We start from the raw sequence: 14,496 nt of genomic DNA, 5'->3' as shown, positions 1-14,496 counted from the left end.
TGATGCAGCAGATGGTTTCCCATTACCAAACCCGTAAAAGGAATAGAGCCTTTGCGGTTATGACGATACTCGCTATCCTCATTTTTATCGCGTTTATTATCAGTATGAACACAGGCTACATACGGTTGTCACCGAGCGATCTACTGATGACGCTAATCGGTTCTGGAACAGACAAACAAAGCCTGATCTTGTTTGAATTCCGCTTGCCTCGGATTGTGATTTCCCTCCTGATTGGGGCAGGACTTGCCGTATCCGGGTGTATTATTCAAGGAATTTCCCGCAACGCGTTGGCTGAACCTGGTATTTTAGGGATCAACGCTGGTGCTGGCTTGATGGTGATGCTGTTCATTTCGTTTTATCCTTCAACGTCTGCGGCACCTGTTTTTTTGTTGCCGGTGTTGGCGTTGCTTGGGGCCAGCGTGACAGCAGCGCTGATCTTCGTATTGTCTTATAAAAGACACAAGGGATTGTCTCCGACCCGTATCATATTGACGGGGATTGCCGTGGCGGCTGGGATGAGTGCCGCGATGATCGTCTTGACGCTGAAGCTGAGCCCGGACAAGTACCAGTTCGTGGCGACTTGGCTCGCAGGTAGCATCTGGGGGACCAACTGGAAGTTCGTTCTTTCGCTCTTGCCTTGGATCGCCATTTTGATCCCCTATGTTTTTTACAAAGCACGCGTCATGAATGTGCTCAATTTGGGAGAAGAGTTGGCGAAAGGCTTGGGTGCACCCGTTGCCAAAGAGCAATTGAAGCTGCTGGCTGCTGCTGTCGGGCTTGCTGCTTCCTGCGTGGCAGTGAGTGGAGGTATCGGTTTTGTCGGGCTGATCGGACCGCATTTGGCTCGAAGACTAGTGGGGCCAAAGCATGAGATGCTTTTGCCTACATCTGCGCTGGCGGGTGCTCTACTGGTCATCGTGGCAGATACGATCGGACGCTGGATCATGCAGCCGTCAGAGATTCCGACTGGGATCGTTGTAGCCGTTATCGGTGCCCCGTATTTCTTGTACTTACTAGCACGTTCAAAAGCATAGTTTCGCAAATGGTGGATATAGCGAGCGTTTTCCCGACGAGTTACGGGGGAGACGCTCGTTTTTTATATAGCGAAGTGGGGATGAGGCAATTTGGGAATTGAAAAGAGGGAAAGGTTGGAGGACAATGGGGGATAAGAAGCAACCGCCTTGTGTTTGTTATAATAACAACATGAGCATGTATCGGGACAAAAAGGAGTAAAGGCATATGATCGATCGATTAGACCACTTGGTTTTGACGGTAAAAGACATCGAGGCAACCTGTCACTTTTACGAAAAGGTCCTGGGTATGAAGGCAGTTACCTTTGGCAACGGCAGGAGGGCTCTGCACTTCGGCCAGCAAAAAATCAATTTGCATCAAATCGGACAAGGATGGGAGCCAAAAGCGCTGCATCCAGTCGCAGGTTCCACTGATTTGTGTCTTATCACATCGCTACCACTGGAACAAGTCATTCAGCATATTCGTACATGTGGTATCCATTTGGTGGAAGGTCCTGTTGAAAAAACAGGGGCCATCGGGCCAATTCGTTCGGTGTATTTTCGTGATCCGGATCAAAATTTAATCGAGGTCTCGCAGTACTTGCCACAGGAATCAGGGGAGGATTCCCTTGCTCCTGCCATCAAGGAGATTTCCAGGAGACTGCAAGAACGTGAACGTGAGACGAGCGGCGCATACAGTGTCTTGCTTCCGCTCGTCAAAATGGCTGACAACCAGCTAGGCATTTTATTTGAAAAAAGAGCCAGTACGATGCGGCGACAGGCTAATGAGGTTTGTTTTCCGGGAGGGCGAGCTGAGGAGAGCGACGAATCCCGCTGGGCGACGGCAGCTCGGGAAACAAGTGAGGAGCTGGGGATTCCACTTGATCAAATTCATTATCTAGGCGAGCTCGATCAGGTGATTGGGCCAGGCTCCTCTATTATTACGCCCTTTATTGGCTACGTGGAAGGAATTCCAGAGATGAAGCCGAATCCAGACGAGGTCGGAGAGGTCTTTATCCTTCCACTTGATCGTCTGTTGGCAACACAGCCAGCGAAGTATCTTTCTTCTGTCATGACCGAGCCCGAAGAGGATTTTCCTTATCATCTGATCCCGGGTGGCAAGCGATATCCGTGGAAAATAGGGACAATCGAGCATTTGTTTTACGAGGTGGACGGGCGTGTCATCTGGGGGTTAACGGCCCGGGTATTGGCTCAGTTTCTTGAATGGATTCACATCGATGACCAATCAACTGATAAACAATAAAAGCGCTTGTTCAAAAAGTTGAGGAGTGGAAAGCCATGTGGACAAACAATTCGATCACTTCGCGTTTCCATTTGAAATGGCCGATTATTCAGGCGCCAATGGCAGGGGGAGCGACCACACCTGCTCTGGTAGCCTCTGTCTCAGAAGCAGGGGGACTCGGAACGCTTGGTGCAGCCTATATGTCTCCTGAGCAGATTCGTGAGGCGATCAAGTCCATTCGGGCGTTAACAGATAAACCGTTTGGCGTAAATCTGTTTATCCCAGAAGATTTCGATGCTGAACAGCCGATCGCAGAAGGCGTTGCCCAGGCAATGAATGAGGTGCGCGATCGATTGGGCATCCCGCATAATCCGCAGGTGACGCAATTTACAGAGCCGTTTGCTGAGCAGATGGCTGTCGTCTTAGAGGAACAGCCTGCCGTTTTCAGCTTTACCTTTGGTGTTTTGGATCATCGCTTGATGGCAGAATTGAAGCAGCGGGGAATCACTGTCATCGGAACAGCGACAACCGTTCGTGAAGCAATTGCATTGGAAGCGAGCGGTGTCGATATGATTGCCGCGCAAGGCAGCGAAGCAGGCGGGCACCGTGGGTCCTTTTTGCCGGATTCACCAAGCAATATGATTGGAACAATGGCGCTCGTCCCGCAAATCGTAGACCGAGTCAAGATACCCGTAATCGCAGCTGGAGGGATGATGGATGGGCGAGGGATCGCAGCAGCACTTGCGCTCGGGGCACAGGCGGCACAGCTTGGAACGGCTTTTCTGACGTGCAAGGAGAGCGGAGCACATGCTCTACACAAGAAAGCCATTCTAGAGACGAGAGAAGAGTCCATCGTGATGACACGTGCTTTCTCAGGAAAATGGGCAAGAGGCATTCAAAATGAGTTTATGACAACGCTCGCCCCCCTTGATCACGAGCTCCCGACCTATCCGGTACAAAATGCCCTGACGAAAGACATTCGAGCAGCAGCGGGCAAGCAGCAGCAACGTGCGTACATGTCGATGTGGGCGGGGCAGGCAGCTCCACTCAGCCAGGAAATCAGCGCGAGTGAGCTCGTTGAAAAGCTGGCAGCGGAGACGACGAGAATTTGCAGCAATCTGGGGCAATAAAGCCACGCCACGCTACAAACGGAGGAAATCAAAGTGAACCAGGAATACGCTCTCAAGGGGAAACTTGTCGCAGATGGACAGGAATTGCATAATGGTCTCGTAGTCGTGGGAAATGGAACGATCACCTATGCTGGCAAGGCTGATGAGTATGGAAAAGCTTTGCCAGATCATGTGGTGACAGTAGAGGATGGCTGGATTTGCCCAGGATTCGTCGATATGCACATGCATGGGATTGATGGATACGACACGATGGACGGGACGCCGGAATCCCTTCAGGCCATCTCGACTGCACTTGCGCGGCATGGGGTGACGTCTTTTTTGGCGACGACGATGACGGCTCCTTATGCTCAGTTAGAGCAGGTGCTGGTAAACATCGCGCAGAACAGCAAGGAAGGGCTTTTGGGGGCACAAGCGATCGGCATCCATCTGGAAGGCCCGTGGATCAATCCTCGCTACAAGGGGGCGCAAAAAGAAGAAAACATCGCGATACCAAAGCTCGATGCCGTGCAAAAGCTTTACAGGCTGTCAGAAGGCTTGATCAAGGTCGTGACGATTGCGCCAGAACAACCGGAAGCACTTGAAGCGATTGCCTGGTTAAAAGAGCGCGATGTCATCGTGTCTGCTGGACATACAGGCGCTACGTTCGCCCAGGCGACGGAAGCGGTAGATGCGGGCGTGCGCCATTTTACCCATTGCTTCAATGCTATGACAGGGCTACATCATCGGGAGCCGGGCGTAGTGGGCGCCGCGATGTATCATGAGCAGTTGAGTACAGAGCTGATCGCAGATGGCATCCATGTGCATCCAGCAGTCATGAAGATTTTGTATCGGGTCAAAACGGCAGAACGGCTCGCGCTCGTCAGCGATTCCATGCGGGCAGCCGCGATGGGCGAGGGGACTTACGACCTTGGTGGACAAGAGGTTCACGTCCATGACAATCAGGCAAAGCTCGTAGATGGAACCCTTGCAGGAAGCATCCTGACGCTGAATCGGGCGGTCGGCAATATGGTGACGCTGAGCGGTGTCTCTTTGCCAGATGCAGTAGAAATGGCTTCCTTGACACCAGCAAGCATCCTTGGCTATGGCGAGCGAAAAGGACGATTGGCGGCAGGGTATGATGCGGATATTACGGTATTGAATACACAATTTGACGTGACCATGACTTTTGTTGCGGGTAAAGAAGTTTATCACCAGTCAAAATAGTTTCTTATAGAAAAAAGCAGTCCGAGGGTCGATCTTGGATTGCTTTTTTAGTATGAAAGAATAGAGATGTCCCCGGACGGTTGTGGTCGGGGCGAAGCCCTGCCACATGTTTTCCAGTCGCCTATATCCTCACTTCGTTCGGGCGGTCTCCTTCCAAACATGTAACAGGGCTTTCGTACAGCTTTTGTCTTCTTCGAGTATTACCCCGATTTAAAGATCAACTCAGGGTGGCTTTCATAACAATCCCTTAACGATTCCCTTCCCGGATGACCTTTCAAAATGTTGTGAACAAAAGCTGCGTGGGAAGAAGTGCATTTCCAGTCCAAGCGCCTCTGGAGCCCGACCTAGCTCCGAAATGAATGGCGGGGAATTTCAGCTTCACTTATGAGATACTTCCTCGAAACTTCTACGTTTGAAGCGCTCCCGCCATTCATTTCGGAGCGGACAGTCTTCTCCCCCTTGCGGGGCGGAGGCCGAAGCGTAGACTGGAAATGCACTTCTTCCCTCACTACACCCCCTTTTTAAAACTGCTGCTGCAACGCATCCGGTTGAAACCAGATCTTATGAAAGTCCAGCCACCCCGACGAATTGATCGACACGCCTCGTAAAGATTTATGGAACGACGTAAGTGTCTTTTTCTGAACCAGATACAAGACGGCATAGTTTTCCTTGATCATGGCTTCGATTCTGGCGAGATGGTGCTCACGAGCAAGCCGGTCTGGCTCCTGAAACGTCAAACCAATCTCCTTGTTGATGGCCAAAGCCAATGATTCATCAAATGCGGGGAGAAAGTAATTTCTTTGCAAATACATCTCCAGCTCGCTGATTTGATCGCTGCTAAATACATTGCCGTACAGCTGGCAGTCATGTTCGGGCAAACAATCGTGATTCGAAAATTCCCATGGTTCTCTCACATCGACTACCAGATGAATGCCATAATCGCCACAGCGCTGTTGAATCCATAGCGCATCTTCTTCATGGTAGGCTGTGGTCACGAGACGCAATGTTTCTCCCTGATAGCCGCTTTCCTGTAGCAGGGACATGATTTGGGCATGGCAGGGCTGCTCGTTCTCTCTCACTCTTACCTCCCTTAATACAGGATGATATGTGCGGAAGCCTTTTGCCGGGTAGATGCGATCACCGCCCAAATCGGCTATCATTTGATCCCGATCGATCAGCTGATCGAGTGCCTGACGGAATTTGAGGTGATTATGCGGGCCGCTCTTCCACTGGTTAAAAACGAGCAAATTACAGCAGGAAAAAAACGCCTCCGTATCGCACCAGTCCTGTCCGTCCTGAATGACCGCTTCTTTCAATGCGAGTGCTTTCGACTGGACCCCGTGCGACACCATCACAGACGCCCAATTTGGTTCTTCTTTTAGGCGACCCGTGTCCAACTCGGGGAAGATCAAAATTTCCACACGATCCAACTGCGGTCTCCCCAAAAAATGAGCAGGAAATGCCTCGAGAATACAGATTCCCTCGGTAAGGCGGGCGAGTTGAAAGGGGCCTGTTCCGATTGGCTTTTCTCCAAAGCCTTTTTCATCCTGGCAAACGATTTCTTCTGGAACAATGCTTGCAGGTATCATCGCCAACAGCCTCAGAAGCAAGTAATTCGGTTCTTTAAGCAGGATGCGCACGGTTCTGTCGTCAATGGCGATGAGCTGATCTATGTCACGAAACATCCAGCTTGCTTCATATGTGTCTGGATACAAGCGAAGCCGATTCAGGGAAAAAACAACATCATGAGCAGTCAGTTCCCGTCCGTGATGAAACAGCACGTTCTTTTTCAAATAAAAGGTCCATTCTTTTGCATCTGGACTGCTTTCCCATGAATGGGCGATGGAAGGTAAAATCGAACGACTATTCAGATCATATTGGACGAGTGTATTGAAAATTTGTCCCACCAGATGTGCATCGAAGTGGTAGTAAACCAGACCAGGGTCCAGCGTCACAATCCTGCGGTACACCGGAAAGCGCAAGATATCTTGGGGCGATACTGATTGGCTTGCAAGTTGGCTGGAGAATCCCATTCCTTCCGAGAGCCAATCCATGATCTGATCTTTGGCGGCAGCTTTGCCGTAGCGATTCATGAGCTCCATCGCTTCTTGGACGTCGCCCTTGTTTATTTGCAGCTTGACCTCGGCGAGGAGGATCTCATCGGAATCAGCATGAAGCGTCATGACCGAGACATTCCCGCGCCCACGTCCAGCCTTCCATTCGATCCAATCCAGCTCGACTAGCTTACGGACAATCAGCTTGGCGTGGCGAGGTGTACAGTGCCAAATCCCAGCCAGCTTTTCGATGGTAACAGGGAACGGTTTCCCGATTTCTTCTTGATGAAAAAACGAACGAAGCTCTAAAAAATGCAGAACGGTAACCATGCTGGCCCCCATTTCTCTGATGAAAATAAAAATGCATGCTCAAAAAAGGTGATCGGATTCAGGCAAACCGAACCCTTTTTCCCCTTTTTCTAGTTCCCTATACTGAAGATAACACGAGAGATAACAAACGGGAATGGGAAAGAGAGATGGGGAGAATGAGATTTCATCCGGTGGCATGGGGTGTCATTATCGGAACATTTTTGTCACGAACAGGCTTTTTTATGACACTTCCGTTCTTAGGGATTTATTTAGGAAAGGTAAAAGGAATTGATCCGGCGATCGTTGGTTCGATCCTCGCGCTCAGCCTATTGGTGGGAACGATTAGCAGCTTTGCTGGGGGAGCCCTGTCAGACCGATTAGGGAGATATCCAGTGATGATCACTGCGATGGGAGCTTGGAGCATCGTATTGATTGGATACGTTTTTGCGACGGAGACGTGGATGTTCTTTGTTTTAAGTGCTTGCAACGGCCTTTTTCGAAATGTATTTGAGCCGACAGCCCGTGCCCTGCTGGCGGATGTCACGTCGGATGATCAGCGTGCGGCTGTTTTTAACGCCAGGTATTTCGCGATCAATCTGGGTGGAGCAATCGGTCCGTTCATCGGCTTGCAATTGGGAGCAGGAAGCACATCCTTGTTACCGTTCCTCGTTACCGCCATCATTTTTGCCGTGTATGCAGCTGTGTTGGTAGTATTTATGGTCATGTTCAAGGAACAACTGAAGAAGGACGTGGCTGCTGATCCGGTCACCATGAATCAGATGGCACGCATTGTTTTTACAGATAAAGTATTTCTTTACTTGTTGCTTGGGAATTTGTTCGTTGCGGGTGCCTACTCTCATTTGGACACCACGCTTTCCTTGTACATTGGGCATGATCGGATAGAGGCGTATTCCTTTTTATTTGTAGTGAATACCATCTCCGTTTTAGCGCTTCAATATCCGCTCGCCAAGTTTATGAAGCGCTACTCATCCATGACTGCATTGAAGCTGGGCTGTCTATTGTTTGGATTAGGGTTGTTCGGTTTCGGGCTATTTACGAATTTGTTTTGGCTGTCTGTGTCGATGGTGGTGTTTACGATTGGCGAAATTTTGTGCTTTGTCGTTGGAGATATCCTGATCGGGGAGATCGCTCCCCAGCATTTGCGTGGAGCATATTACGGCGCCAGCGGCTTTGCCTTTCTTGGACAAAGTGTTTGTGCGTGGATTGGTGGCGTGTTGCTCCAAGTACTCGGGTTTGGACAAGGGCCTCTCATTTTCGCGATCCTTATGCTGTTGACCTTTATCGCGCTTCCGTTTTATCAACGCGGCCAGTACTTATGGGAGCAGCGGCAACAGCAAAGAAATAGCTGTGAAAAATCCTCACAAGTTATTTTGCCATCTCCAACTGACTAGTTGTTTTTCTGAATGACTCCCCACATGTTTCCGCTCGGGTCAAAAAATTTGAGCACCCATCCGAAGCCATCGTTTTGGTAGTGGGTAATCGAGACTTCCTGTGCCTGCAAATAATCATGGAGTGCATGCACATCGGAAGTAGTGTACAAAAAGACGGGCATGGGTTGCTGATCAACGGTAAAGGTTGTGGACGTCTGCTCATCCGTTTCCCATATCATCAAGATGGGTCCCGCTGACAGGGCGAGAAAAGCGGAAGTACGATACCGCGCTTGCAAGGAAAAACCAAGGTGATTGCAGTACCAGACAATGCCCTCTTCCAAATTTTTCACAGGAATTTGTACGTGAAGCAACGATTCCAAATGTGCCATGATCAATCATTCCCCTCTCCATACTTTTCTTTATATTGCCATAATCCCCCATCTTTCGTTATCATTTTTTGAGAGGAAAGATAGGGGAGGCCATGACATGGGACAGGTAGAACGGGAAAGAGGTCTGAAAAAAGGCACGATCCTGCAAAAAACGTATCGGATCAAAAAGATCATTTCCACAAGTGAGCTGTCGAATGTGTATGTGGTCTACCATTTGAAAAGCAAGCGGACACTCACTCTCAAAGAGTTTTTCCCTCAAGCATTGGCGATGCGAGATTTGGATCACGTGAAGGTCATTTGTCGCAGACCATCGTTAAAAACCAAATTCGACAGGCTGCTAGACAGCTTTTGGCAAGAGGCGTCCCTGCACAAGGAACTGAACCATCCCGTTATCATCGGATACATCGACCATTTTGCCGAAAATGGCACAGGTTATCTTGTCGTGGACTATTGCAAAGGGAAGACGCTGGATGCGTATGTATTGGCCCAAACCGAGCTTGATCTGGGAGCATTTTTGCATCAGACGGTACTTCCGATCTTTGACGGATTAGACTATTTGCACAAAAAAGGCATCATACATCGCGATATCAAGCCGAAAAATATCTTGGTCACAGAAGCAGGACAACCTATGCTGATTGATTTTGGCTCCGCGATCTACTTCGTGAGTGATGAACCCAAGCCGATCGTGACGACTGAAGGATATTCACCGCTTGAGTTTTACTCGGGTCAATCCAAGCAAGGCGTAGTCTCGGATATTTACAGCCTGGCTGCCACGCTGTATTACTGTCTGACCAAAGAGCGTCCCGTTGATGTGGCGGCAAGAGTCATTGAGGATACCTTGCCAGCGATTCGAACACGGAACCCTGATGTTCCGCTGCTGCTGGCGAATGTCATTATGTGGGGATTGGCCGTCGACTCGAAAAAAAGATGCCCCACACTCAAGCTGTTTGCGACAGCGATTCGTGCAGAGCATCTGATTTGGAAGGGAAAGGCACGCTTCTCTCTTAAGAAGCTTCCTCACTAGACGATTTCTTAAAGCGAATTTCGATCTCGGTCATCCGATCCTCGAAGGTCACATACACCTTGTCGTTGTATTGGAGGACGAGCTTTTTATGTCGGGGCATGGTTTCCTTGCCCCGCTCAACTGTGCAGTGACTATGATTGACCAAGAGCAGCGTCTGATTTTTTCCCGGCTGGAGGTAAATCTTTTGCGCTTCGGGCAAATGCTCATTCACATCCAAACTGGTGAATAGCTCCTGCAAGGTGATCCGCTGCTTCTTGCCAAAGGAGGCGAGAGGCCAAAACTTGACAGGGATGTCGTTGCCGCTTGCTGTGTGCAGGAAATACCCCTCTAGCCGACCTACAAACGCTGGCTTGGGACGTGTAAGCAGGTAAACACCGTAGCCGATCGCAGCTACGAGCAACACAATCATGCCGATGGTGATGTAGCGATCCCATACCGAGTGCACGATAATGACGAGCGGGCCTGTGACGCTTGCTCCTTCTGCATCCGTGGCGGTGATGGTGATTTCTGATGTACCGCTTTTCTCTGGTGACAGCTTCAGAGCCGTGTCTTGAATCGTAGCGACAAATCGTTCTTCCGGATCAGCGGTGACGATGGTATAGGTCAGCTTGTCGTTATTGGCATCTATGAAGAACGAACCCAAATCGATAGCCTGCTCGCCGTTTTCCTTCTCAATTGTCAAGGTATTGACCGAGGCAGCAACTGGCGCGATATTCGTAATGTCATAAACGCTCGTCGCCGTTTCGCGATAAAAGTCCGGGCCGTTCATGAAGATTTTCCACTCGTACTTGCCCGTGTGAGGGAAGACGTAGTCGACTGTAAAGCTATCGCCAAGATTCTTCATCGGAACTTTCTCTTCTTTTTTCCCGACGAGATCTTTTACGATTAGTTCTGCTTGCATGGATGCGTACACATCCTTGTCATCCAGTCGTTCCTCCTGATGCTGGAGATAGGTAGTAAACGTGGCCGGATTCCCTTTGATAACCGGTTCAGGCTTGACCTCTACACCAGCCATCAAGCTGTAATTCCCCAGTAAATTGATCTTCACCAAATCCCCGGGTTTCCCCCTAAATTTAACGAGATAGTTACCCTTCTTCGGCTTTTCTATTTTCATCAGCGAGTATTTTTGGGATTTCATAAAATGGACATTCTGCGATTGATAGTACACTTGCGATTCTAGCAAGGGATTGTTGGACAACAGGATGATGTTCGCTTCCTGCATGCTGGAATTAGGGATGGCCACGGTCACTTCCTGCAAGCCCCCGGTAGCTGTCATGGCTGCCACTGATACGAGCTGCGATTGAATATGCTTGGCAAAAATCTGATTGAAGATTTCAGGCAGATCATCTGTACTTTGTGTGACAAAGGAAGTTCCGCCTGTTGTATCTGCGATTTTTTTTAATTGTTCCTTCTGGACGGAGCCATCGTTATTGAGACCAATCGTATAGATCGGATAGCCTTGCGCTTTTGCCTTCGAGATAACTGTCTCCACGTCCTTGTTGGATGCTGCCACACTCCTGCCACCCGCATTTTGCCGCAAATCTGTTCCCCCGTCTGACAGAAGGATCAAAAATGGCTTGCGAGCCGGGTCCTTTGCTTTCTCAATCATCTCTGCCCCTCTGCGCAAACCGAGTCCCAAATCCGAATACCCAGAGTAACGCAACCCTTGAATGGTTCGCTTGAGCTGTTCCCGATTTCTTGCTTCGGCCATGCTCGCCGGAGACTGAGCTTGTACAATTCGATCATTATAGGCGACAAAGCCAATGCGGGTACGGGTGGCTTCGCTCATATCAATGAACATACTCATGACCTCTGCGGCTGTTTTGCTAGGGTCCGTTTTGTTCATGGAATTACTCGTATCAACGACAAAGACCGCGTCTACTCCCGCCTCTGCTGTTCCATTTGCCCCAGCAGTTAGAGGGGCGGACAAGAAGAGCATGGGGAGGAGCAGTCCGATGACCACCATTCGAAAAAGTGGCGGCAGAGAGAGGGTTGACTGACGATTTTTGTACATACATTCACCTTTTTTCTGAAAAAAATTTTAAAAAGTTCATGACTTACTAAAATGGGACGATTTACCTATAAATGGTTGTTCGTATAAAAAATCGGTTTCCTATTGCCGATGTATATAAAAGTTAATTGCACCCATTTTTGTAAATATGAGGTGAATGTATAATGCTCCCCAGCGGCAACTAGGGAGAATTATCTATCAGTCCTTGTGCTACTTTCCTAGTAAGAGAGGGGACAAGGCGAGGCTTATCCCTATTTTTTCGAAGACCTAGGAAAGGAGACTCTGTGTCTTCAGCATAAAACGGGAATCCAAGAAAAGGAAGATTCGTGGAATAAAATGGGTCTAAATACTGAGAATGGTCGTATTGGTATAGGAAATTTGTCACAATCCACGAAATGTTGACAAATAATGCGGGCAAAGTTTAATTTAGAGGCAAGATTTTTGTTTGTTTTTGGTATAAATGTCACGATTTGTATTCTTGTTCGTGAAGTAGGACTCATCATTTATCAAGTAGGACTAAGTGGTTATGCAGACAACAGAAAGGGGCCATTTATGGATATTATTAACCAGACCAACCGAACCATGCTGTTCGAAGAGATCAACCCGGAAAAATTGGACCTGATCACCATTGTTGGAGATGTAAAAGGCATTGATAGTCTCAGCGACGACAAGATCAAGGAAATCAACGAGCATCTTCTCGTGCGCAGCTTCGATGAGTTTTTGGACAAGTTCTCCCCGAGCGTGTATTCGTTCTACAATGCAGCAAACCAAAAAGTGATGTACACCTTGAAAAAGCCTGACGGAATTGCAGAGGATGCGATTTCCGAAATCAAGATCGACCAGAGCAATGACTTCTTGAAAATGCTGTTTACCCTGATTGATACGAAGCGCAGTCAAGGGATCACCAACGTGGATTTCAAATTCGAGAATTTGCTCGATATGATTTCCCCGAAAAAAGTGATGGATGACATCCGTCAGGTGCGCAAAGAGATCCACTACTTGTACGGTCATTACGAAAAGCTCGATGATGGCGATCCGAAGAAGCTCGATCTCGGTGACAAGCTGAACACGATGTTCGAGGATGCCAGCAAAAACTACAACAACGTCATGGCGATGCTGCCGCTGGCGATTGAAGATATCAAGACACGACTGCTCTTGGGCGGCGCTCAAGAGGAGAACCAATCCGAAGCGATTCAGATCGGGATGCTGACGATTGGGGAAGACGGAGAACTGAAGATCATCGAGGCGCCAAAGAGTGACAGCCGCGAGCTGATGGTTCTCGATGAAAACAGCGGAAACGGACTGATGAACGTTTTCGAAGAGGATTACGAGTCGATCACTGAGACGCCATCCTCCTATGTAAAAGATCTCGTGGTGCGCACCTTCTGCCCACTGCCGACGGTACATACCGAAGTCAACATTGAGACAGAGGTACAGAACTACAATACGTATCTCGAGTTCTACAAAAACGCCAAGGACGACTTCGTAAAAACAGTGAAGCCTTTGGTGGAGAAAATTTTGGGCGTGAAGATGTTCTTCGATCAGTACGTGACCAAGAACAAAGGCATGCAGCCAGCTATGCTGATCACGAATACGAAGCTCGACATGCTCGTGAAAAGCAGCAACATTCCACGTCTGGAGACTTATCTGAACACGGTCAACGCGAAAAACGACTTCACAGATACGATCTGGTTCGGAATCGTTCCATCCGTTGATATGGATTCCGCCGGAAAAGCACAAGTGACTCGCGAGCGTTTCCGTGGCAACGAAAAAGTCGTCAAGCAGGACGGCAATACAATGGAATCGCTCACCATGCTGCTCCAGGTCGTGAAGGACTTCAAAGTACAAGTGTTCTTCAGCTTCAGTACAGGTGAAGAGACCACCTTCAACAGCATGGCGACAGCGGGCATTGATAAATACATCGACAAGTGCGGAATTCTGGTGCGCAAGGAATTCAGTGAATTCGCAATCCCGTGCATTCCGAACTTCACGATTATTCCCAAAGATAAATCAGGAGTTGTCATCGACAGCAGAATGCTGCAAACCGAAGACGGCGTGAAGCTGTCCCAGGAAAAAGAAGACATCCTGAAGCTGTGGATCGAGGGTGTTTATGTCGGTGCCAGCTATGTAGCTGCTGGTATCGTGGCAGCGTACCAGTGTCCAGAATACTTGCGCGAAACCTTCAAAGTGGTTAGCCGGGAATATCCGGGTGTACGCTTTGACATCGAAGCAGGTGAAAATGGATTGCGTGCCGTTACCACAATGGCAAAAGAAATCTCCGGCTTCACCAACAACATCAAAGATTCCATCAACCGCAAAAACTTTGGATTCGTCTTCTCTTCGGAAAATGCACAAATCCAAGGCAAAGATATCAAGCGCATTACAGTGTACAAGGCACGCAGCCTCGCTATGGCAGAGGACGGCTTTGATTCCATCTACAAGACACTTGTCAGCACCTATATCGAGCGGATTCTCCGCTTCCAGACAGGTGATTTCAAACACGACAACATCGTGAAGTTCTTCAGTAACAATCCGAGCAGCCAAAAAAGCAAATGGCTGGGCACACGCGGCTTCGTGAACTCCATTATTCACGACGGCGATGACATGAGCTACATCATCGATGACAAGAGCAATCTGTGCCATATCGATCTGGTGTTCAACGGCAATGTGAAAAACCTGGAGGTCACCATCACCAAAGGAACGACTCCGGTCAAAGCATAGCATTGATCCCC

10 protein-coding genes are annotated in these 14,496 nt (G+C 48.9%); 7 read left to right on the top strand and 3 right to left on the bottom strand.

Annotation, left to right across the window (positions count from 1 at the left end; all coding sequences use genetic code 11):
* Nucleotides 1–2 precede the first annotated feature (2 nt).
* From HPY31_RS17005 to nagA, 4 genes are all read left to right on the top strand, one after another.
* Nucleotides 3–1,034: a FecCD family ABC transporter permease gene (locus HPY31_RS17005; RefSeq protein ID WP_172141692.1), complete on the top strand. Its 1,032-nt coding sequence runs from the start codon at nt 3–5 to the stop codon at nt 1,032–1,034.
* A gap of 205 nt (nt 1,035–1,239) precedes the next feature.
* Nucleotides 1,240–2,274, top strand: a complete 1,035-nt coding sequence (locus HPY31_RS17000; protein ID WP_172141657.1) for a VOC family protein — start codon at nt 1,240–1,242, stop codon at nt 2,272–2,274.
* A 35-nt stretch (nt 2,275–2,309) separates the two neighbouring features.
* On the top strand, nt 2,310–3,383 hold the full coding sequence (locus HPY31_RS16995; protein WP_172141656.1) for an NAD(P)H-dependent flavin oxidoreductase: 1,074 nt from the start codon (nt 2,310–2,312) through the stop codon (nt 3,381–3,383).
* Nucleotides 3,384–3,416: 33 nt separating this feature from the next.
* The gene (gene nagA, locus HPY31_RS16990; protein WP_172141655.1) at nt 3,417–4,586 is read left to right on the top strand and encodes an N-acetylglucosamine-6-phosphate deacetylase; all 1,170 of its coding nucleotides are present in this window, start codon (nt 3,417–3,419) and stop codon (nt 4,584–4,586) included.
* A gap of 521 nt (nt 4,587–5,107) precedes the next feature.
* On the opposite strand, the gene HPY31_RS16985 is transcribed toward nagA, so the two are convergent.
* Nucleotides 5,108–6,970, bottom strand: coding sequence for an SgrR family transcriptional regulator (locus HPY31_RS16985; RefSeq protein WP_172141654.1), 1,863 nt, complete (start codon nt 6,968–6,970; stop codon nt 5,108–5,110).
* 155 nt (nt 6,971–7,125) lie between these two features.
* On the opposite strand from HPY31_RS16985, the gene HPY31_RS16980 reads away from it, so the two are divergent.
* Nucleotides 7,126–8,361, top strand: coding sequence for an MDR family MFS transporter (locus tag HPY31_RS16980; RefSeq protein WP_172141691.1), 1,236 nt, complete (start codon nt 7,126–7,128; stop codon nt 8,359–8,361).
* Here the strand turns inward: HPY31_RS16980 and HPY31_RS16975 are convergent.
* Nucleotides 8,358–8,729 carry a VOC family protein gene (locus HPY31_RS16975; protein WP_172141653.1) on the bottom strand — a complete coding sequence of 124 codons (372 nt, stop codon included), beginning with the start codon at nt 8,727–8,729 and terminating at the stop codon, nt 8,358–8,360. The two genes, HPY31_RS16980 and HPY31_RS16975, sit on opposite strands and share 4 nt — an antisense overlap.
* Before the next feature lie 97 nt (nt 8,730–8,826).
* On the opposite strand from HPY31_RS16975, the gene HPY31_RS16970 reads away from it, so the two are divergent.
* Nucleotides 8,827–9,753 carry a serine/threonine protein kinase gene (locus tag HPY31_RS16970; protein WP_172141652.1) on the top strand — a complete coding sequence of 309 codons (927 nt, stop codon included), beginning with the start codon at nt 8,827–8,829 and terminating at the stop codon, nt 9,751–9,753.
* Here the strand turns inward: HPY31_RS16970 and HPY31_RS16965 are convergent.
* Nucleotides 9,734–11,767, bottom strand: coding sequence for a VWA domain-containing protein (locus HPY31_RS16965; RefSeq protein ID WP_172141651.1), 2,034 nt, complete (start codon nt 11,765–11,767; stop codon nt 9,734–9,736). The genes HPY31_RS16970 and HPY31_RS16965 overlap by 20 nt on opposite strands.
* A 549-nt stretch (nt 11,768–12,316) precedes the next feature.
* Here HPY31_RS16965 and HPY31_RS16960 point away from each other — a divergent pair.
* Nucleotides 12,317–14,485 (top strand): hypothetical protein, encoded by a 2,169-nt coding sequence (locus HPY31_RS16960; RefSeq protein WP_056493719.1) that lies wholly within the window; start codon nt 12,317–12,319, stop codon nt 14,483–14,485.
* Nucleotides 14,486–14,496 lie beyond the last annotated feature (11 nt).

This window comes from Brevibacillus sp. HB1.3 (assembly GCF_013186635.1).
Taxonomy (GTDB): Bacteria; Bacillota; Bacilli; order Brevibacillales; family Brevibacillaceae; genus Brevibacillus; species Brevibacillus brevis_D.
This window is presented reverse-complemented; position numbering and strand designations above follow the sequence as displayed.

Bases quoted from the DNA above. Each gene is read 5' to 3' on its own strand.
- HPY31_RS17005 (WP_172141692.1), top strand. From the start codon at position 3: ATGCAGCAGATGGTTTCCCATTACCAAACCCGTAAAAGGAATAGAGCC.
- HPY31_RS17000 (WP_172141657.1), top strand. From the start codon at position 1,240: ATGATCGATCGATTAGACCACTTGGTTTTGACGGTAAAAGACATCGAG.
- HPY31_RS16995 (WP_172141656.1), top strand. From the start codon at position 2,310: ATGTGGACAAACAATTCGATCACTTCGCGTTTCCATTTGAAATGGCCG.
- HPY31_RS16985 (WP_172141654.1), bottom strand. From the start codon at position 6,970: ATGGTTACCGTTCTGCATTTTTTAGAGCTTCGTTCGTTTTTTCATCAA.
- HPY31_RS16980 (WP_172141691.1), top strand. From the start codon at position 7,126: ATGAGATTTCATCCGGTGGCATGGGGTGTCATTATCGGAACATTTTTG.
- HPY31_RS16975 (WP_172141653.1), bottom strand. From the start codon at position 8,729: ATGGCACATTTGGAATCGTTGCTTCACGTACAAATTCCTGTGAAAAAT.
- HPY31_RS16970 (WP_172141652.1), top strand. From the start codon at position 8,827: ATGGGACAGGTAGAACGGGAAAGAGGTCTGAAAAAAGGCACGATCCTG.
- HPY31_RS16965 (WP_172141651.1), bottom strand. From the start codon at position 11,767: ATGTACAAAAATCGTCAGTCAACCCTCTCTCTGCCGCCACTTTTTCGA.
- HPY31_RS16960 (WP_056493719.1), top strand. From the start codon at position 12,317: ATGGATATTATTAACCAGACCAACCGAACCATGCTGTTCGAAGAGATC.